The organism is Mycobacterium sp. AZCC_0083 (assembly GCF_014202335.1).
Classification (GTDB): Bacteria; Actinomycetota; Actinomycetes; order Mycobacteriales; family Mycobacteriaceae; genus Mycobacterium.
The window spans coordinates 348,544-366,300 of the sequence record NZ_JACHGP010000008.1 but is presented as its reverse complement, the minus strand read 5'-3'; the positions used below and the strand labels follow the sequence as shown (position 1 = coordinate 366,300).

The window sequence follows — 17,757 nt, the reverse complement described above, 5'->3', positions numbered from 1 at the left end:
CTCGTCGCCACCGCGTCATGACCTCCACCCTGCCCGAGGCCCGGTCAGTCCCAACCGCGCCTGACGCACTCGAGGACTATCTCACCGAGTGCAGGCACGTCTGCGACGGCGAGCTCAACCGGCTCTACGCACCCGACCACGGTCGAAGCCAACTTCAGGAGCTGATCCTCGATTACCCGCTCCGCGGCGGGAAGGCGCTGCGGCCCGCTCTCTCGATCGCGACCTGCCTCGGGCTCGGCGGCCACCTCGATGCCATCCTGCCGACCGCGGCGACGCTCGAGCTCTACCACAACGCCTTTCTCATCCACGACGACATCGAGGATGAATCATGGTGGCGCCGTGGCAAACCCACGATGCACATCGATCATGGCATCCCGATTGCCGTCAACGTCGGTGACGCCATGCTCTCGCTATCGCTGCAGCCGCTGCTCGACAACGTCGAACGCGTCGGGCTCGGGCCTGCGCTGCGCATCCTGCGGGCAGTCGCGCACATGACGCGACAAACCGTCGAGGGCCAGGCCCGCGAGCTCGAGTGGGTGCGCTCGAACTCCTGGCGGCTGGCCGACGCGGACTACCTCGAGATGGTGGAACTCAAAACGAGTTGGTACTCGTTCATCACGCCGTTGCAGGTCGGTGCGATCGCCGCCGGCGCGGGACCCGAGCGACTTGCTCCGCTCGAGTCGTTCGGCCGGCACCTCGGGGCGGCCTTCCAGATCACCGACGACCTGCTGAACCTTCGCGCCGACCCGGAAGATTACGGAAAGGAGATCGGCGGGGACCTCTGGGAGGGCAAGCGCACGCTAATGGTGTTGCACGCCTTGCGATGTGCCGAGCCCGGTGACCAAACGCGCGCCGTGCAGATCCTGTCCAAGCGCCGCCCTGGCGCCGACGGCGAGCTCGGACTGACCGACCTGTTGGACCGACTCACCGCCCGGGGCCAGCTCTCCCACGAGGGACGTGCCGAGATCGCGGCGGAATTGGCCGGACACCATGCATCGGACCCGAAGAGCCTCGATGACATCCGTTGGCTCTACGAACTGATGCAGCGCGTCGGCTCGCTCAAGCACGCCCGCGACATCGCGTCCCGACACGCCCGCGAGGCAGCGGGAGTATTGCTTGATCTGGACTGGCTGCCTAAGAGCCACCATCGCGACGTCCTTTCGAGTCTCGTCGAATTCGTACACGGGCGTGCCCGATGACCCCCGAAGTTCTGATCAGCATGCTGGCCGAGCTTGAACGCGTCAGGGAGCTCACGCTCGATCTCGTCGAGAAACAGGCGCCGCACCTGCTTCCGACCCCTCCGGACGCCGCCGACGGAACCGAACGGACGGTGTTCGAGCTCCTCCTCCACGCGCGCCGCGCGGTGCTTGGCAACCCCGCCGCCGCCCGCGGTGTGCACGATCTGCTGGTGGCCGAGGGCCGTCGGTACGCGGCTACCGCCGCCGGGGCGGAGCTGCGCGACGGGCTCATCAATTCTGAAGCGGTCGAGAACCTTCGCCGAGTCTGGGAGACCGTGAGCCTCAACGTCCTCGACGGTCCTGCGGCTCCGAACGCCACGCCGGATGCGTGGGCCGATCTGCTGGCCGACGCCGTCATCGGGCACGGACTAGACGACTCCATCCTCGCCCGCCTCCGGCCCGAGGGGTTCGCATGACGCTGACCAACCCCCGCGAGGCACTCGCCGACCAGAGCAACTTCATCGGCTATCTGTTGGGCTTGAGCGGCATGGCCCGCGCAGTACGCGAGCTGGCCGCCGACGACAACCGCCGCACCGACGCGCCACGCGACGCCGACGACTTCTTACACGCGCTGCTGGGCATCGCAAGCCTGGGCGAGCTCATCGAGCGGCTCGGCGAATCCACACCCGCCCAGCAGAATCCGATCGCCGAGGCGCCCGTGTCAACGATGACCAGGTGGCTGCGATGACCGCCGCGCTCGCCGCAAGCGACTTCCTCCGCGCACCCGTGCTGGCGAGTGCCCGTCCCCAAGGTTTCAAGGAGTGGCACCATTTCGTGGTCCACGGTCGCGGCCATCATTTCCTGATCAACTTCAGCCTCACCAACGAAGCCTCCGACGACCTCCGGCTCGCGCCACGCGTGATCGTAATCGCGCACGACGAACGGTGGGCCGGAGCCATCGAACGGTTCGCCGACTCCGACCTGAACGTGTCGGCCGACCTCGGCGACCTGACGATCGGCGGCAACCGGATGGTGCTGCGCCCCGACGGCTACCGCGTGGTGATCGACATGCCCGGGCCTGGCATCCGCGGCGAGCTCGACTTCACGTCGACGAGCCGGCCTTTCGTCGTCAACAACCAGCCGGTGGGCGACGGCCGAATGTGCTGGCTGTTCGTGCCGAGGCTGCGTGCGCACGGCTGGCTTCGCATCGGCGGCAAGGAGCATCGGGTCGAGAACGACCTCGCCTATCACGACCACAACTGGGGCCGGTTCTGGTGGGGCGACGACTTCGGCTGGACGTGGGGCACCATCCTCCCGCAGCATCCCGACGATCCGTGGTCGATGGTGTTCCTGCAGATGACCGACCGAAGCCGGCTGCGCTGTCTGTCCCAGGCGCTTTACGTGTGGCACCACGACGAACCTGCCGTGATCTTCCGGCATGCGGCATTGACGACACGCTCGAGCGGCACGCTCGGCCGTGGCGCGGACTGCACGCTACCGCCGCCCATGCGGCTGCTCCTCGACGGCGACGTACCCGGAGTGCCGGAGCTCGTCCAAGTCAGCGCATCACGGGCCGGCAACAGCGTGCACGCCGAGTTCCGTCCGCAGTCCTACGCGCGCCTCGCGCAGCCGAGCGAGGTCCATCTGGACCGATCGACGGTGCTGTGCGAGACGAGCGGCACCGTCCACGTGACTGGCACGGTCAAGGGTAAGAACGTCGACTTCGTCGGCGATGGAATATTCGAGTTTCTCCATGGCTGAACGGATTTCGGCGCTGCTGCGGCGCTCGGTCGGACACCTCGCGGACGAGGTACCCGACAGTTACCAGCTGGTGCTCGACAAGCTCGGAACCCTGGTCGTCGCCCTCGACGTCGACGGCGAACTCTTCACGCTGTCGGCTGGTCACGGGCTCGAGGTGATCGACGGCTCCCCAGGCACGGCGGGCGCCACGATCGCGACCTCCCGAGCAGCCATCCTCGACGTGCTCGATGCCAGAGTCGGGCTCCAAGAGGCCGTGGAAGCCGGCACGGTGTCGGTCAGAGGCTCACTCGACGACGTCCTGCGTGCGCACGACACCCTGCTCGCCTACGTCCACGCCGCCGTGCGGGCGCCGTCGCAGCCCGAACTGCTGGACGCGCTGCGGACGGAGTCGCCGTGACCGAGCACATCACGACGCCAGCCTCGTCCGAACGACGCCCCACCGTCGCGGTGCTGGGAGCGGGCATCGCCGGCCTCACCGCAGCGCACGAACTGGCCGAGCGTGGCTTCGAGGTCACGGTCTACGAACCCCGCTCCGACGAGCGCGACGGGCTGGGCCCCGAGCCGCCGGGATTCTTCCCACCCGTCAAGCTCGGTGGACTCGCTGCGTCCCAATACTCGACGATGGGCATACGCGACGGAAGCCCGGCCGAACTTCGGCCGTTCCCGGGCAGGCGCGGCCAACCGCCCACGCCGGGACGTGCGGTTGCCGGCGAACACGGCTTCCGCTTCTTCCCGGCCTACTACCTGCACACCTGGGACTTGTTCCAGCGCATCCCGACCTACGAGCCCATGGTTTCCGCCAGGGGTGAGGTCACCTGGCAAGCGACGTCGCGCACGGTCATGGACAACGTGAGGCGAGTGATCACGCAGGGCACCACGGTGGAAGGCCAAGCTTCCCTTGTCTTCCCGCGCGAGGCGCCGCGCACCCCCATCGAACTCATCAGCACCGTCGGCCAACTCATGAAGTTGGGATTCACACCGATCGACATAGCGACTTTCCTGAGCAGGGTACTGCGCTACCTCGTCACCAGCCCGCTACGTCGGGCCAAGGAACTGCAGAACCTCTCTGCCTATGACTTCTTCGTCGGAAGAGACAACGCGGCGGGGGCCCGTAGGTTCACCTACTCGCCGCACTTCGACAAGTATCTGCTCGAAATGCCGCGCGTGCTGGCCGCATTCGACGCGCGCTGGGGAGACGCCCGCACGAACCTCACCACCTACCTCCAGCTTCAGCTGCAGATGGACCGGCGCGACAACAAGGCCGACGGCGTGCTCAACGGCCCCACGACCGAATCGTGGCTCGACCACTGGTACCACCATCTCGTCGCACTCGGAGTCCGCTTCGTTCGCGGCGCGGCCGAGCGCATCGATCCGCCCGCCACCGACATCGACCTGCCGCCCCACCTCAAGCCGCGCGTTCAGGTCTCGCTGGCCGACGGCACACGGGTGACCCCGGACTACGCGGTGGTCGCCGTCGATTCCCCTGCCGCCGAACGAATCACCGCCCCGATGCGCGCGGCGGGCACGGGCGGAACGGTGGCCGGGCTCGACGGATTCACCACCTCCGTTCCGCCGCCCAACGGCCCACTGGAGCCTAGGGGCACTCGACCCAAAGCCAGGCGGAACCCCTACGCCATGGACGAGATGGGACTAGTGCCCTGGGATCGGTTCCAGACGTTGGCCGGCATTCAGTTCTTCTTCGACACGGAGTTCCAGCTGCTCCGGGGGCACATGTATCACTCGGGTTCCGAGTGGGGGCTCTCGTCGATCAACCAGCACGGTATGTGGGAGCGGCGCCCGTCGCTGGTTCGCGACGGCCACGTCGCGGTGCTCTCGGTCGACATCGGCGACTTCAACACGCCCTCCCGTCATCTCGTCGACGAACACGGGTGGGGTAGAGCGGCGCGCGACTGCACGGCGGACGAGATCGCCGCCGAGGTGTGGCGACAGATCACCGTTGCCATCACGGGCGGCGCGGGCAACGTCCCCGAGGCGCTTCTGCCGTGGCCGTCGTGGTACGCCCTCGACCAAGGTCTGGTGATGGCAGGCGGACCCGGACAGGGCGGAAGCCGTGCCGTTCGCAACGAGACACCGTACTTGGTGCCGATCGTCGGCGATTGGAACAACCGGCCCGGTCCTGAGCCGTGGAATCCGCACAACACGTCGCTGAGGGCGATTCCATCCGAGGACCGATGGCTCGAAGACCTCGAGCACCGCGATGTCTGGCAGGCCCGTCACGGGGGCTATCAGGTCCACCACAACTCGGTGGTCTTCGCAGGCACGTGGACCAGGACGTTCACCCGGATGACGTCGATGGAGGCGGCTGGCGAGTCGGCGCGCCACGCCGTCAACGCCATCCTCGACCACTACGTCTGGGTCGGGTCGGGCGGGCTCGATCGCCGGGAGAGAACATCGCTTGCCTGGCAGTTTCCCTTCGGCTTCCTCGACCAGAGCTACTCGAGTCCCATTCGGATGCCATCGCCGGCCGGGGACTACTGCTACGTCTTCGACATCGAGAACCGCGAACCGGCCGACACCCGCCTTCTACGCTTCCTCGACTCGTACTACTGCGCCAACTCGCTGCCTCACCCGTTGGATAGCCCGGCAGCGGTTCCAGCAGGCGCCTCAACGCCACCCGTACCCCCATCAGCCGGAGGTCAACCGATGACATCACCTCTTGAGTACAACCAGCAGTTGCTTGCCTACCTCCAGGTGTGGCGACAGCTCCTCGAACAGTCGGCGAACCTAACGGCGGGACTGCCGGCCCCGAATTCTTCCGGCGCGCCGCCGGGCTTCCCGGCGATGCCGTCCGGCATGCCGTTCATGCCGTTCATGCCGCCCGGCATGCCGTTCATGCCGCCCGCTGTCACGAATCCACCCATGCCGCCGACGTTTCCGTTCATGGCGCCCGCACCCAGCCAGCCCATGCCACCTTCGCCAACGGACTACACCCAGCAGCTGTTCGGCTATCTGCAGGCGTGGCGACACTATCTCGAGCAGGCATCAAACGCCGCGGCGCCACCGCCGTCACCGTCCCACGCCACTTCGTTGCCACCTCAGTCGTCCCCGCAAGCTACGCCCACGCAATCGAACGAACCGACCGCACAGTCGGTCCCGACGGGGGAACAGCCGAATTCCGTGCCGGAGATTCCGCCCAACGCGATGAAAGCGGCCATCAATCAACTCGGAAATCAACAGCCATTCGAAAGCAGTCTGACCGACGAAACCGAGCTGCAGAATCCACACTTGAGGCGCCCCTTCAACGAAGTGGGCAGCAAGTTCGCCGATGCCAGGAGCCTTTACAAGCGCGGATCCGGCGCGGTGGTCACCCCGCAGGTGACGACATTGGGAAGCGTTGCCTCCGAGCGTCCGGCCGCTGACGACGCCACTCGGGTCACCGCGACGTCCAACGCGCCGCTAAGGCGGCCCTTGGACGAATCCATGACCGACGGCCTGTTGGGACGCGGGCGAGACGCAGCCATCGCTCTCGGGCGCGATGCAGCGAAACCGGTGCTCGCGCAAACACCACGCACTGCGTTCTCGGGTTTGGCGGGCCGCGTCGATCCGGCACGCGCCTTACGCAAGGAGACCGGTCAGGGTCCCGCGCACTAAGCCGAGTACACGCCCTAACCGACTACCCGTTGGCTCGCCGTTCCCGATACGCCGCGACGTGCTGGCGATTGCCGCAGTTGCCGGTGTCGCAGAACATCCTGGACCGGTTGCGCGAAAGGTCGACCAGCACCGCATCACAGTCCGGCGCGGCGCACACCTTGAGGCGCCGCAACTCGCCGCCGCGAATCAGGTCGGCCAGCGCCATCGCGATCTCGGCACCCATCCGTTGCCACAGCGGGTCGTGAATCGAGGCCAGGTGCAGATGCCATTCCGGCATCTCGGCGTGCCTGGTCAGCCAGGGCATCGCCCGGGTATCGCTCAGCAGCGCGTTGACCTGACCGACGGCCCGCTCCTCGTCGTCGGCGACGGCCCAGATCTTGCCGAGCCGTTCCCGCAACCGGTGCACAGCGCTCAGCTCGACGGTGTCCTTGTCGCGTCGGCCCGTCCAGCCGAAACCGTCCAGGTACTCGTCCAGCTCGTCGATCTCACCGAGCTGTTCACCGTCCACTCGATCGGTGTTGACCAGCACACACGCGGCACGCAGTGTGAGTTCGGTGTCATGAGTAAAAATCATTTGACCCATGACTCCTTTCGGCGATAGCGTCATGACCAACATCGATTTTACTCATTACATGCCAGGAGGTGCCAGGTGACGGCCACGATGAAACCCTCCGTTGACCACTTCCGCCTCGGTCTCCTGTTCGCCGTCGCGTCCGCATTCGCATTCGGCGTGTCGGGGCCGCTGGCCAAGTCTCTGATGGAATCGGGATGGAGCCCGACCGCCGCCGTCACCGCCCGGCTCGCCGGTGGCGCCGTGGTGATGGCGATCTTCGCCACCATCGTCAAACCCGACTGGTTCCGCGAAGCGCTGCAGCACCGCAAGACCGTCGTGGCCTACGGCTTGATTCCCATCGCAGGCGCCCAGCTCTGCTACTTCAACGCCGTCTCGCACCTGTCCGTCGGCGTGGCCCTGCTGCTCGAGTACACCGCCCCGGTTCTCGTCGTGGCCTGGCTCTGGGCGAGCACCCGTCGCCGCCCCAGCAACCTCACGCTGGCAGGCGTCGCGATCGCCATCGCAGGAATCATGTTGGTGCTGGACGTCTTTTCTGGCGCCCACATCAACCTCGTCGGCATCGCCTGGGCCTCGGCTGCGGCGATCTGCGCGGCCTGCTACTTCGTGATGTCCGACGAAGTCACTGCCGACGGCAGCGGACTGAACTCGATCACGCTCGCGGCCGGTGGCCTGATCGTCGGCAGCGTCGCGGTGGCACTGCTCGGGCTAACAGGAGTGTTGCCGCTGACCTTCGCCACACATGACGCCGTCGTCGCGGGGTGGACGACGTCATGGGTGGTCCCGGCCATCGCGCTGGCAGTCATCCCGACCGCCATCGCCTACACGCTTGGCATCATGGGCATCGCTCGGCTACGGCCTCGGTTCGCGTCGCTCGTCGGGCTATCCGAGGTGATGTTCGCTGTACTGGCAGCGTGGGCGCTGTTGGGCGAGGCGATGTCCCCGACCCAGGCGGTCGGTGGCGCCGTCGTCCTCACCGGGCTCGTCCTGGCCAGGCAGGGCGACCGCACGGACAAGGTCGCCGAGCTCACCTGGCCGGAAATGCCTGCCGGGGACGGGCACCCCGAGCAAACGGTTGGTCGTAGCTGAACGTCGTATGTGAAGATGGGCTGCGTGACCTTGCTCAGAATGTCGGCTCGTCTGGCCGCGATCACGTCGGCTTTGGTAAGTGTGGCCACGATGCTGGCAGTCGCCCCCGCGGCGACGGCCGAACCGTGCTCCGACATCACGGTGATCTTCGCCCGCGGTACCGACGACACGCCTGGTCTCGGACGCGTCGGCGATGCCTTCTCCGCAACGCTGAGCGGCCTTGTCGGCGGCCAGAGCCTGAGCACGTATGCGGTGAACTACCCCGCCTCGTATGACTTCCTGACCGCCGCAGACGGTGCCAACGACGCCGCCAACTACATCGCGACCCTGATTCAGCAGTGCCCGTCGACCAAGATCGTGCTCGGCGGATACTCGCAGGGCGCGGCAGTGGTGGACATGCTCGCCGGCATTCCACCACTCGGCAACAAGGTTGGCGAGATCGGATCGGCGCCCCCGCTGGCGTCAAGCCTCGTCCCGTCCATCAAGGCCGTCGCCGTCTTCGGCAACCCCTCGGCGAAGTTCTCGATTCCGATCACGAATTCGGTCTTCGGCGGGCGGGCCATCGACATCTGCAAGGACGGCGACCCGATCTGCTCCCGCGGCCGCAATCCGTTCGCTCATAGCGATTATGTGTCCGCTGGCCTCACGAATCAGGGCGCGAGCTTCGTTGCTGGACTGGTCTAGCTGAATCCCGCGTTACTATTTAGCGTGGCTTCTGATCTTGTCCGGCGCACAGCGTTCGCCGTCGCGGCGGCATGTACCGCCGTCCTCGCTCCCGTGATGACCAACGGCCCCATCGGCGCACTGCCGACGGCGTCGGCCGACGACTGCCCCGACATCGAGGTGGTGTTCGCCCGCGGCACCTCGGAAGCACCAGGTCTCGGACTGCCCGGCGGGGCCTTCGTCGACTCGTTGCGCAACAAGGTGGGCGGCCGCTCGGTCGGAACCTATGCCGTGAACTACCCGGCCACCTACGACTTCCTTGCAGCCGCAAACGGAGCCAACGACGCGAGCGCGCACATCCAGTACATGATGGGTGCCTGCCCAGGGACGCGTCTGGTGCTGGGCGGCTACTCGCAGGGCGCAGCGGTGATGGACGTGATTGCCGCAGTGCCATTCCCGGCGATCGGGTTCAACAACCCGCTGCCGCCCGACGCACCCGAACACGTCGCCGGCATCGCCGTCTTCGGCAACCCGTCGGCCAAGCTCGGCCTGCCGCTGACCTCGAGCCCGGTGTGGGGTGGCCGGTCCATCGATCTGTGCAACGGCAACGACCCGATCTGCCAAACCGACGGCGAGAGCGTGGCCGCGCACAAGGCCTACGCGGGCGGGCCTACCAACCAGGCCGCCAACTTCGTCGCAAGCCTGCTGTAACGATCTTCGGTAGGCATTGGATATCCCTGGCGTGACCACATCCGTGTTGGGCCGGTTCCGTGGCTGGGTTTCGGTGTCGGCGTTGACGATTCTGGCGGCGGCGGGAGTGACGGCCGTGACGGTCTCCGGCACCGTTGGGACCCCCAAGGCCGCGGCCGCGCCGTGCCCGGACGTGCAGGTCTTCTTCGCCCGCGGCACCGACGAACCGCCGGGACTCGGACAGGTGGGCGAGGTCTTCGTGCAAGGCATTCGTGACCGGACCGGCCGCGACGTCGCCGCATCCGCAGTGAACTACCCGGCCCATCAAGACATCGGCCCCGGCGTGAATGACCTGACCGCACAGCTGAACTCGTTCGCCAGCCGGTGTCCGAACACCCGGATCGTCGTCGGCGGGTACTCGCTCGGTGCCGCCGTGACCAACCGGGTGCTCAACGATCCTCTGGCACCGGGGGTCGACGATCGCATTGCTGCGGTCGTGCTCTTCGGCAACGCCAGTCGACTGTTGGACGTGCCACTGGCGCCTGGTCCCGAATTCGCTGACCGGTTCCTCGACGTCTGCAATCCGGGCGACCCCATCTGCTCTGGCGGACCGTTCGCCCTGTCTCACCTCCAGCTGGCCTACGTCGCGGGTGGTGGCCTGAACTCGGGGGTCGACTTCGCCATCAGCAAACTGTAGGTCTGCCAGAAGCCGCAGACCGTCGTTTGCCAGCCGGTCACTGACGTCGTTCGTCGCAGGTCAGCCGCAACCCGGAAGCCACGAGCTGGCGACTAAGGCGCCAATTAGTTCGGCTAACATCGGTCCGGTGAGCCTTCAGCAGATTCGCAGACTCGTCGTCGCCGCCCTCGCCACCACACTCTCCGCCGCTACCCTGTTGGTCGGTCCCGCACTCGCGACGCACGGCCTCCCGACGGCGTCCGCGGCGGCCTGCTCCGACGTCGAGGTCATCTTCGCCCGCGGCCGCATGGAGCCCGCAGGTGCCGGGACGATCGGAAACACCTTCGTCAGTACGCTTCGGCAGGAGACGAAGAAGAACGTCAACCTCTATGCGGTGCGCTACCCCGCCGACAACCAGATCGACGTCGGCGCCAACGACATGAGCCAGCGCATTCAGAGCACCGCCACGAGCTGCCCCAACACCCGGATCGTGCTCGGCGGGTACTCGCTCGGGGCCGGCGTCACCGACGTCGTGCTCGCCCTGCCCTTCCAGTTCTTCGGCTTCAGCCAGCCACTGCCCGCGGACATGGAGCAGCACATCGCCGCAGTCGCGCTCTTCGGCAACGGCATTCAGTGGGCCGGACCCATCGGGAACTTCAACCCGGTCTACCGCGACAGGACCATCGAGCAGTGCCACGGCGCCGACCCGATCTGCAATCCTGCCGACCCGGACACGTGGAAGGACAACTGGTCCGATCACATGGCCAAGGCCTACATCGACGCCGGCATGGTCAACGCGGCCGCCGACTTCGTCGCAGGCAGGCTCGCGCCACCACCGCCGCCGCAGTAGTCAGCGCTGAACCTCGTCGGCCGTTCGCACTTCGCGGGTCACCGTCATCCGCGCCTCGAGTTGGTCGTCAGGCGGATAGTCGACGGCGACGAAGGTGAGGCCACGCGCGGGCGCGGCGGCGAACTCGCTCGATCGCTTCGTAGCCGTCAACAACTCGGCGCACCAACCGGGTTCGCGACGGCCCTCCCCCACTGCCAGCAGCGCGCCGACCAACGACCGCACCATCGACCAGCAGAACGCGTCGGCGGTGACGTACGCAGTGACCGCGTCACCGTCGCGCGACCAGTCCAGCCGTTGCAGGTCCCGAATCGTGGTGGCTCCCTCGCGATGCCGGCAGAATGCCGCAAAGTCCCTCAACCCCAATAGGCTTCGTGACGCCTCGGTCATCGCGTCGACGTCAAGGGGGCGCGGCCACGGCGTGACGAAGCGGGCCTCTTGCGGGTCGACACCGTATGGCGCGGTGGACAGCCGGTAGGAGTAGTGGCGCCGCAACGCCGAGAACCTGGCGTCGAATCCGGCTGGCGCCCTTACGGCGTCGAGCACGCGGACGTCTTCGGGCAGGAACTTTCCCAATCGCCTTACCAGCGGCAGGAATTCGGGCTCACCATCGCGTGGGCTGCGCGGGTACGCCTGCGCGAGCGCATCGACGGGCACGTCGCAGTGCGCGACCTGACCCGCGGCGTGCACGCCGGTATCGGTACGACCTGCCGCGCGCGTCACGACAGGAGTGCGGAACACCGTACTCAGTGCATCGTCGAGGACACCGGCCACGGTGCGCTGCCCGATCTGGGCCGCCCAGCCGGCGAAATCGGTTCCGTCGTAGGCGATCTTGAAGCGAAGACGAACAAGCCCGCCACCGGAATCGATGGCGGGCTCGTCGTTCATGCGCTTAGGACTTGTCGGCATCCTTGTCCGAGTCAGCCTTCTCCTCGGCGTCGGCTTCGACCTCAGCGGTCTCGGCCTCGGCGGTCTGGGCGTCTTCGATCGCTGAATCTTCCTCGATGGACTCGGCCTCTGGGACCTCGTCGACCGACTCCTCGACGACCGTGTCCTCCTCGACCGGAGCCTCCTCGACAGCCGGAGCTGCCGCGGCGGGTTCAGCCTTCTTGGACGCGGACGCGCGGCGAGCACGGTTGGCCTCGGAGGTCACCGTCTTCTCCCGAACCAGCTCGATGACGGCCATCGGGGCGTTGTCGCCCTTGCGTGCCTCCACCTTGATGATGCGGGTGTAGCCGCCTGCGCGGTCGGCGAAGAAGGGTCCGATCTCGGCGAACAGGGCGTGCACGACGTCCTTGTCGCGGATCTTCTTCATCACCTCACGCCGGTTGTGCAGCGTGCCCTTCTTGGCGTGGGTGATCAGCTTCTCCGCGTACGGCCGCAACGCCCGCGCCTTCGGCTCGGTCGTCTTGATCCGGCCGTGTTCGAACAGCGACGTGGCCAGGTTGGCCAGGAGCGCCTTCTGGTGCGAGGACGACCCGCCGAGGCGAGGACCCTTTGTGGGCTTGGGCATTGCGACTATCTCCTAATGTGGCCGATCCCCGTATCAGGTAGGACCGGGACGGAATTTGTTAGAGCTGTTCGGTTTCGGCGAAGTCCTGGTCGGTGTCCAGGTCGTAGCTGGCGTCACTGTTCCAGGTGCCGGTGGCGACGTCGTAGCCGGCAACCTCGGACGGATCGAAGGTGGCCGGGCTGTCCTTCAGCGAGAGACCGAGCTGGTGCAGCTTGATCTTCACCTCGTCGATGGACTTCTGGCCGAAGTTGCGGATGTCCAGCAGATCGGACTCCGTGCGCGAGACGAGCTCGCCCACCGTGTGCACACCCTCACGCTTGAGGCAGTTGTACGAACGAACGGTCAGTTCCAGGTCGTCGATCGGCAGCGCGAACGACGCGATGTGATCGGCCTCGGCAGGCGACGGCCCGATCTCGATGCCCTCGGCCTCGACGTTGAGTTCCCGTGCCAGACCGAACAATTCGACCAGGGTCTTGCCCGCCGACGCCAGTGCGTCACGCGGCGTGATCGAGTTCTTGGTCTCGACGTCGAGGATCAGTTTGTCGAAGTCGGTGCGCTGCTCGACGCGGGTCGCCTCCACCTTGTAGGTGACCTTGAGCACCGGCGAGTAGATGGAATCGACTGGGATGCGGCCGATTTCGGCACCCGACGCCTTGTTCTGCACGGCAGGCACGTAGCCGCGGCCGCGCTCGACGACCAGCTCCACCTCGAGCTTGCCCTTGTCGTTCAGGGTCGCGATGTGCATGTCGGGGTTGTGCACGGTAACGCCGGCGGGCGGCACGATGTCACCCGCGGTGACCGCACCCGGGCCCTGCTTGCGCAGGTACATGGTGACGGGCTCGTCCTCTTCGGACGACACGACCAGACCCTTGAGGTTCAGGATGATGTCGGTGACGTCTTCCTTCACTCCGGGGACGGTGGTGAACTCGTGCAGCACACCGTCGATGCGGATGCTGGTGACCGCTGCGCCCGGGATGGACGACAGCAGGGTCCGCCGAAGCGAGTTCGCCAGGGTGTAACCGAATCCGGGCTCCAACGGTTCGATGACGAACTTCGACCGGTTCTCGGCGAGGCTCTCCTCGGACAGTGTGGGTCGCTGAGAGATCAGCATTTTTCCATCTCCTTCTCGGCACCCGCTATTTGATGCCGGTTTGGTGTAAGCCCTCGATCACCGGATGTGGTGGCCGGGGGCCCTTCTTACTTCGAGTAGAACTCGACGATGAGCTGCTCGGTGAGCGGCACGGTGATCTGCGCCCGCTCGGGCAGCTGGTGGATCAGGATGCGCTGACGCTCCCCAACGACCTGCAGCCACGACGGGATCGGGCGATCGCCTGCGGTCTGCCGCGACAGCTCGAATGGCAGCGTGTTCAGCGACCGCTCCTTGATGTCGATGATGTCGTACTGCGACACCCGGTAGCTCGGGATGTCGACCTTGACACCGTTGACGGTGAAGTGGCCGTGGCTGACCAGCTGGCGCGCCATGCGACGCGTACGGGCGAGCCCGGCGCGGTACACGACGTTGTCCAGCCGGCTCTCCAGGATCTGCAGCAGGTTCTCGCCGGTCTTGCCGACGTGGCGGTTGGCCTCTTCGTAGTAGCGGCGGAACTGCTTCTCCATCACGCCGTAGGTGAAACGGGCCTTCTGCTTCTCCTGCAGCTGCTGGCGGTACTCGCTCTCCTTGATCCGCGCGCGGCCGTGCTGGCCGGGCGGGTAGGGGCGCTTTTCGAACGACTGATCTCCACCGATCAGGTCGACGCCGAGACGGCGCGACTTGCGGGTGGCGGGTCCGGTATAACGAGCCATGTTTCTAGTTCCTCCTAGACCCGGCGCCGCTTGGGCGGACGGCAGCCGTTGTGCGGCTGGGGGGTGACATCAGAGATTGCGCCGACTTCGAGTCCGGCGGCCTGCAGTGAACGGATCGCGGTTTCGCGGCCCGAACCCGGGCCCTTCACGAACACGTCGACCTTCTTCACACCGTGCTCCTGCGCCTTGCGGGCGGCGTTCTCAGCAGCCAGCTGCGCGGCGAACGGCGTCGACTTGCGCGAACCCTTGAAGCCGACATGGCCCGAGGATGCCCAGGCGATGACGTTGCCCTGCGGATCGGTGATCGACACGATCGTGTTGTTGAACGTGCTCTTGATGTGTGCGGCGCCGTGCGGGACGTTCTTCTTTTCCTTGCGACGGGTCTTCTGCCCCTTCTTGGGAGCAGCGCCACCCTTCTTTGCTTGTGCCATCCGGGGTTACCTGGCCTTCTTCTTGCCGGCGATGGTGCGCTTCGGGCCCTTGCGGGTGCGCGCGTTGGTCTTGGTCCGCTGGCCACGCACCGGCAGGCCACGGCGGTGCCGCAGGCCCTGGTAGCAGCCGATCTCGATCTTGCGGCGGATGTCGGCCTGCACCTCACGGCGCAGATCACCCTCCACCTTGAGGTTGCCCTCGATGTACTCGCGCAGCTGCGCCACCTGATCGTCGGACAGATCCTTGGTGCGCAGGTCGCGGTCGATGCTCGTCGCCGCCAGGATTTCCTGGGAGCGGGTACGGCCGATGCCGTAGATATAGGTCAGCGCGATCTCCATGCGCTTGTCGCGCGGGAGGTCAACGCCCATGAGACGTGCCATCAGGCAGTGTTTCCTTCTACTTTGCGGAGGTCTGTTCCCAGTCCGTTCCCGCCTGCTAGCGGGGCCCGGCCTCCGTGCCGGACGTGTTGAGCTGGCCCAATCTCTAAAGATTCCAGCCGCTCAGTGGTACTGGGAGGTCATCATTCAGTTGTGATCGTGCGTACTACTCGCGCTCTTAGCCCTGACGCTGCTTGTGGCGCGGATCGGAGCAGATCACCATGACCCGCCGATGCCGACGGATCACCCTGCACTTGTCGCAGATTGGCTTGACGCTCGGGTTCACCTTCACGGCGCTTCGATCCTTCTGTCTGTCTTGGTCTAGTTACTTGTACCGGTACACGATGCGGCCCCGGGACAGGTCGTACGGGGACAGCTCCACGACGACACGGTCCTCGGGCAGGATGCGGATGTAGTGCTGCCGCATCTTGCCGCTGATGTGGGCGAGAACCTTGTGGCCGTTCTCCAGCTCAATGCGGAACATCGCATTGGGCAGGGGTTCGACAACGCGTCCCTCGACCTCGATGGCGCCGTCTTTCTTTGCCATACTTTTTTGGCGATCCTTGCTTTGGTTTCGTATTCGCTTGCGCCGTTCCAGCACAGCCTTCGATCCGACTAAAAACGTGAGCCGGATCGGGAAGATTCCCGTGAGTCCTGGGGAGCACGCACAAAGTCGGCGCGGAAAGCCGCACCGTTGGTCCATGCTACGCGTTCTGCGGCCAGGCTCCAAAACCACCGCGACCGGCGCCTGGCAGGCGAACCGCGCCGCGATCGCGTTCACCAAGGGCGCATATGCCGAACCGATATCCGCTGGACGTGAAGGCGCATACTTATGAGTGATGACTGGACCTGATCCCCAGCCCCGCAAGCCCGTGATTTTGACCGTTGACGACGATCCCGCCGTCTCTCGCGCTGTCGCACGTGACCTCCGTCGACACTACGGCGAGAACTACCGGATCGTCCGCGCCGAATCCGGGCAGGACGCGTTGGAAGCGCTCAACGAGCTGAAGCTACGCGGCGACACCGTTGCGGTGTTCGTCGCCGACTACCGGATGCCGCAGATGAGCGGCATCGAGTTCCTCGAAGCGGCGATGGACCTGTACCCGCTGGCCCGCCGGGTTCTGCTGACCGCGTACGCCGACACTCACGCCGCGATCGATGCGATCAACGTCGTCGACCTCGATCACTACCTGCTCAAGCCGTGGGATCCGCCGGAGGAGAAGCTCTACCCCGTCATCGACGCGCTGCTCGAGGCATGGCGCGCGGTCGGCGACCGCGCGATCCCGCACACCAAGGTCATCGGCCACCGGTGGAACCCACGGTCGTGGGAGGTGCGCCAGTTCCTAGCCCGCAACCAGCACACGTTCCGGCCGTTCAACTCCGACGAGCCGAAGGGCAAGCAACTGCTCGACGCGGCGAACCTGGACGGACACCAGCTTCCCGTCGTCATCACCGAGGGCGGCGAGACGCTCGTCGACCCGACCAACGGTGAACTCGCCGCCATGCTGGGTCTTTCCACCGAACCGTCGCTACCGATGTATGACCTGGTGGTCATCGGCGGTGGACCCGCGGGCCTGGCCGCAGCGGTCTATGGCGCCTCCGAGGGGCTCGGGACCGTGCTCATCGAGCGCACCACGACGGGCGGGCAGGCCGGGCGCAGCTCGCGGATCGAGAACTACCTCGGCTTCCCCACCGGCGTCTCCGGCGCCGAGCTGACCACGTCGGCACGCAGGCAGGCCGAGCGGTTCGGCGCCGAAGTGATCACCACCAGGCAGGCCATCGGACTCGAGGTCAGCGGGTCGGCGCGCAAGATCCAGTTCGAGGACGGCAGCACGATCGGCGCGCAGGCCGTGATCCTGGCTACCGGCGTCGAGTACCAGCAGCTGCGGGTCACGGGCTGTTGGAACAACCCCGACGATCCCGACGGATGTAATTACGTCGGCGCGGGCGTCTATTACGGCGCCTCGGTGTCGCAGGCCTCGGAGTGCAGGGACGAAGACGTCTACATCGTCGGCGGCGCCAACTCGGCAGGTCAAGCGGCGATGTTCATGTCGAAGGAAGCCAAGTCGGTCACGCTGCTGGTGCGCGGACCGTCACTGGAGGCCTCGATGTCCTACTACTTGATCCAGCAGATCGAGAACAACCCCAAGATCCAGGTCAGGACGTGTACCGAGGTCGTCGACACCTGCGGCGAGGACGGTCACCTGTCGGGTCTCTGGCTGCAGAACAGACAGACCGGGGTGCGCGAGAGGGTTGACTGCGGGCGGCTGTGCTGCTTCATCGGGGCGACCCCACGCACCGAATGGCTCGACGGCGTCGTCGCACGTGACGACCACGGTTTCATCCTCACCGGACCCGACCTGAAGGACGTCTGCGGTTGGACTCTGGACAGACCGCCGCACCATTTGGAAACAAGTGTGCCCGGTGTGTTTGTTGCAGGAGATGTGCGCGCCGAGTCTGCGAAGCGTGTCGCGGCGGCCGTCGGCGAAGGATCGATGGCCGTAATGCTGGTGCATCGCTACTTGGCCGAGGCCTAGAAGGAGAC

At 66.2% G+C, this 17,757-nt stretch carries 21 protein-coding genes; 12 read left to right on the top strand and 9 right to left on the bottom strand.

Annotation, left to right across the window (positions count from 1 at the left end):
* Positions 1 to 17: 17 nt before the first annotated feature.
* Genes HNP02_RS21780 through HNP02_RS21755 form a run of 6 tightly spaced genes read left to right on the top strand, consistent with a single transcriptional unit; the run spans position 18 to position 6,551 of the window.
* On the top strand, positions 18 to 1,199 hold the full coding sequence (locus HNP02_RS21780; RefSeq protein ID WP_184442378.1) for a polyprenyl synthetase family protein: 1,182 nt from the start codon (positions 18 to 20) through the stop codon (positions 1,197 to 1,199).
* Entirely contained in the window at positions 1,196 to 1,654 is a 459-nt protein-coding gene (locus HNP02_RS21775) for a hypothetical protein (protein WP_184442376.1), read from the top strand. The genes HNP02_RS21780 and HNP02_RS21775 overlap by 4 nt, the downstream gene beginning before the upstream one ends.
* On the top strand, positions 1,651 to 1,926 hold the full coding sequence (locus HNP02_RS21770; RefSeq protein WP_184442374.1) for a hypothetical protein: 276 nt from the start codon (positions 1,651 to 1,653) through the stop codon (positions 1,924 to 1,926). Before HNP02_RS21775 ends, HNP02_RS21770 begins: the two co-directional genes overlap by 4 nt.
* Complete coding sequence (locus HNP02_RS21765) at positions 1,923 to 2,939, top strand: hypothetical protein (protein WP_184442588.1); 1,017 nt, start codon at positions 1,923 to 1,925, stop codon at positions 2,937 to 2,939. The genes HNP02_RS21770 and HNP02_RS21765 overlap by 4 nt, the downstream gene beginning before the upstream one ends.
* Positions 2,932 to 3,336, top strand: a complete 405-nt coding sequence (locus tag HNP02_RS21760) for an SCP-2 sterol transfer family protein (protein WP_184442373.1) — start codon at positions 2,932 to 2,934, stop codon at positions 3,334 to 3,336. The genes HNP02_RS21765 and HNP02_RS21760 overlap by 8 nt, the downstream gene beginning before the upstream one ends.
* The gene (locus HNP02_RS21755) at positions 3,333 to 6,551 is read left to right on the top strand and encodes an FAD-dependent oxidoreductase (RefSeq protein ID WP_309241652.1); all 3,219 of its coding nucleotides are present in this window, start codon (positions 3,333 to 3,335) and stop codon (positions 6,549 to 6,551) included. Before HNP02_RS21760 ends, HNP02_RS21755 begins: the two co-directional genes overlap by 4 nt.
* Before the next feature lie 22 nt (positions 6,552 to 6,573).
* Here HNP02_RS21755 and HNP02_RS21750 read toward each other — a convergent pair whose 3' ends face one another.
* Entirely contained in the window at positions 6,574 to 7,125 is a 552-nt protein-coding gene (locus tag HNP02_RS21750) for a CGNR zinc finger domain-containing protein (RefSeq protein ID WP_184442371.1), read from the bottom strand.
* A gap of 87 nt (positions 7,126 to 7,212) precedes the next feature.
* On the opposite strand from HNP02_RS21750, the gene HNP02_RS21745 reads away from it, so the two are divergent.
* The 5 genes from HNP02_RS21745 (at position 7,213) to HNP02_RS21725 (ending at position 11,090) form a co-directional block, all read left to right on the top strand.
* Positions 7,213 to 8,211 (top strand): DMT family transporter, encoded by a 999-nt coding sequence (locus tag HNP02_RS21745; protein ID WP_184442586.1) that lies wholly within the window; start codon positions 7,213 to 7,215, stop codon positions 8,209 to 8,211.
* Positions 8,212 to 8,226: 15 nt separating this feature from the next.
* Positions 8,227 to 8,895: a cutinase family protein gene (locus HNP02_RS21740; RefSeq protein WP_184442369.1), complete on the top strand. Its 669-nt coding sequence runs from the start codon at positions 8,227 to 8,229 to the stop codon at positions 8,893 to 8,895.
* Between the two features lie 24 nt (positions 8,896 to 8,919).
* Complete coding sequence (locus HNP02_RS21735; protein WP_309241651.1) at positions 8,920 to 9,585, top strand: cutinase family protein; 666 nt, start codon at positions 8,920 to 8,922, stop codon at positions 9,583 to 9,585.
* 31 nt (positions 9,586 to 9,616) lie between these two features.
* Positions 9,617 to 10,261 carry a cutinase family protein gene (locus tag HNP02_RS21730; protein WP_184442367.1) on the top strand — a complete coding sequence of 215 codons (645 nt, stop codon included), beginning with the start codon at positions 9,617 to 9,619 and terminating at the stop codon, positions 10,259 to 10,261.
* A 127-nt stretch (positions 10,262 to 10,388) separates the two neighbouring features.
* Complete coding sequence (locus HNP02_RS21725; protein ID WP_375373698.1) at positions 10,389 to 11,090, top strand: cutinase family protein; 702 nt, start codon at positions 10,389 to 10,391, stop codon at positions 11,088 to 11,090.
* Here the strand turns inward: HNP02_RS21725 and truA are convergent, their stop codons facing one another.
* The 8 genes from truA to infA all read right to left on the bottom strand — a co-directional run bounded on the left by truA (position 11,091) and on the right by infA (position 15,759).
* On the bottom strand, positions 11,091 to 11,975 hold the full coding sequence (gene truA, locus HNP02_RS21720; protein ID WP_184442365.1) for a tRNA pseudouridine(38-40) synthase TruA: 885 nt from the start codon (positions 11,973 to 11,975) through the stop codon (positions 11,091 to 11,093).
* A gap of 4 nt (positions 11,976 to 11,979) precedes the next feature.
* Complete coding sequence (rplQ, locus tag HNP02_RS21715) at positions 11,980 to 12,600, bottom strand: 50S ribosomal protein L17 (RefSeq protein WP_184442363.1); 621 nt, start codon at positions 12,598 to 12,600, stop codon at positions 11,980 to 11,982.
* Positions 12,601 to 12,658: 58 nt separating this feature from the next.
* Positions 12,659 to 13,711 carry a DNA-directed RNA polymerase subunit alpha gene (locus tag HNP02_RS21710; RefSeq protein ID WP_184442361.1) on the bottom strand — a complete coding sequence of 351 codons (1,053 nt, stop codon included), beginning with the start codon at positions 13,709 to 13,711 and terminating at the stop codon, positions 12,659 to 12,661.
* Positions 13,712 to 13,797: 86 nt separating this feature from the next.
* The gene (rpsD, locus tag HNP02_RS21705) at positions 13,798 to 14,403 is read right to left on the bottom strand and encodes a 30S ribosomal protein S4 (protein WP_184442359.1); all 606 of its coding nucleotides are present in this window, start codon (positions 14,401 to 14,403) and stop codon (positions 13,798 to 13,800) included.
* A gap of 14 nt (positions 14,404 to 14,417) precedes the next feature.
* Complete coding sequence (rpsK, locus tag HNP02_RS21700; RefSeq protein WP_149375640.1) at positions 14,418 to 14,834, bottom strand: 30S ribosomal protein S11; 417 nt, start codon at positions 14,832 to 14,834, stop codon at positions 14,418 to 14,420.
* A 6-nt stretch (positions 14,835 to 14,840) separates the two neighbouring features.
* Positions 14,841 to 15,215, bottom strand: coding sequence for a 30S ribosomal protein S13 (rpsM, locus tag HNP02_RS21695; RefSeq protein WP_149375641.1), 375 nt, complete (start codon positions 15,213 to 15,215; stop codon positions 14,841 to 14,843).
* Positions 15,216 to 15,390: 175 nt separating this feature from the next.
* Positions 15,391 to 15,504 carry a 50S ribosomal protein L36 gene (rpmJ, locus tag HNP02_RS21690; RefSeq protein ID WP_079925868.1) on the bottom strand — a complete coding sequence of 38 codons (114 nt, stop codon included), beginning with the start codon at positions 15,502 to 15,504 and terminating at the stop codon, positions 15,391 to 15,393.
* Positions 15,505 to 15,537: 33 nt separating this feature from the next.
* The gene (infA, locus tag HNP02_RS21685) at positions 15,538 to 15,759 is read right to left on the bottom strand and encodes a translation initiation factor IF-1 (RefSeq protein WP_003418601.1); all 222 of its coding nucleotides are present in this window, start codon (positions 15,757 to 15,759) and stop codon (positions 15,538 to 15,540) included.
* A 292-nt stretch (positions 15,760 to 16,051) separates the two neighbouring features.
* Here infA and HNP02_RS21680 point away from each other — a divergent pair, with 292 nt between their 5' ends.
* Positions 16,052 to 17,749 (top strand): response regulator, encoded by a 1,698-nt coding sequence (locus HNP02_RS21680; protein WP_184442357.1) that lies wholly within the window; start codon positions 16,052 to 16,054, stop codon positions 17,747 to 17,749.
* Positions 17,750 to 17,757 lie beyond the last annotated feature (8 nt).

Excerpts from the sequence above, each read along its gene's own strand:
- HNP02_RS21780 (WP_184442378.1), top strand. The coding sequence starts at position 18 with ATGACCTCCACCCTGCCCGAGGCCCGGTCAGTCCCAACCGCGCCTGAC.
- HNP02_RS21775 (WP_184442376.1), top strand. The coding sequence starts at position 1,196 with ATGACCCCCGAAGTTCTGATCAGCATGCTGGCCGAGCTTGAACGCGTC.
- HNP02_RS21770 (WP_184442374.1), top strand. The coding sequence starts at position 1,651 with ATGACGCTGACCAACCCCCGCGAGGCACTCGCCGACCAGAGCAACTTC.
- HNP02_RS21765 (WP_184442588.1), top strand. The coding sequence starts at position 1,923 with ATGACCGCCGCGCTCGCCGCAAGCGACTTCCTCCGCGCACCCGTGCTG.
- HNP02_RS21760 (WP_184442373.1), top strand. The coding sequence starts at position 2,932 with ATGGCTGAACGGATTTCGGCGCTGCTGCGGCGCTCGGTCGGACACCTC.
- HNP02_RS21750 (WP_184442371.1), bottom strand. The coding sequence starts at position 7,125 with ATGATTTTTACTCATGACACCGAACTCACACTGCGTGCCGCGTGTGTG.
- HNP02_RS21745 (WP_184442586.1), top strand. The coding sequence starts at position 7,213 with ATGAAACCCTCCGTTGACCACTTCCGCCTCGGTCTCCTGTTCGCCGTC.
- HNP02_RS21740 (WP_184442369.1), top strand. The coding sequence starts at position 8,227 with ATGGGCTGCGTGACCTTGCTCAGAATGTCGGCTCGTCTGGCCGCGATC.
- truA (WP_184442365.1), bottom strand. The coding sequence starts at position 11,975 with ATGAACGACGAGCCCGCCATCGATTCCGGTGGCGGGCTTGTTCGTCTT.
- rplQ (WP_184442363.1), bottom strand. The coding sequence starts at position 12,600 with ATGCCCAAGCCCACAAAGGGTCCTCGCCTCGGCGGGTCGTCCTCGCAC.
- HNP02_RS21710 (WP_184442361.1), bottom strand. The coding sequence starts at position 13,711 with ATGCTGATCTCTCAGCGACCCACACTGTCCGAGGAGAGCCTCGCCGAG.
- rpsD (WP_184442359.1), bottom strand. The coding sequence starts at position 14,403 with ATGGCTCGTTATACCGGACCCGCCACCCGCAAGTCGCGCCGTCTCGGC.
- rpsK (WP_149375640.1), bottom strand. The coding sequence starts at position 14,834 with ATGGCACAAGCAAAGAAGGGTGGCGCTGCTCCCAAGAAGGGGCAGAAG.
- rpsM (WP_149375641.1), bottom strand. The coding sequence starts at position 15,215 with ATGGCACGTCTCATGGGCGTTGACCTCCCGCGCGACAAGCGCATGGAG.
- infA (WP_003418601.1), bottom strand. The coding sequence starts at position 15,759 with ATGGCAAAGAAAGACGGCGCCATCGAGGTCGAGGGACGCGTTGTCGAA.
- HNP02_RS21680 (WP_184442357.1), top strand. The coding sequence starts at position 16,052 with ATGACTGGACCTGATCCCCAGCCCCGCAAGCCCGTGATTTTGACCGTT.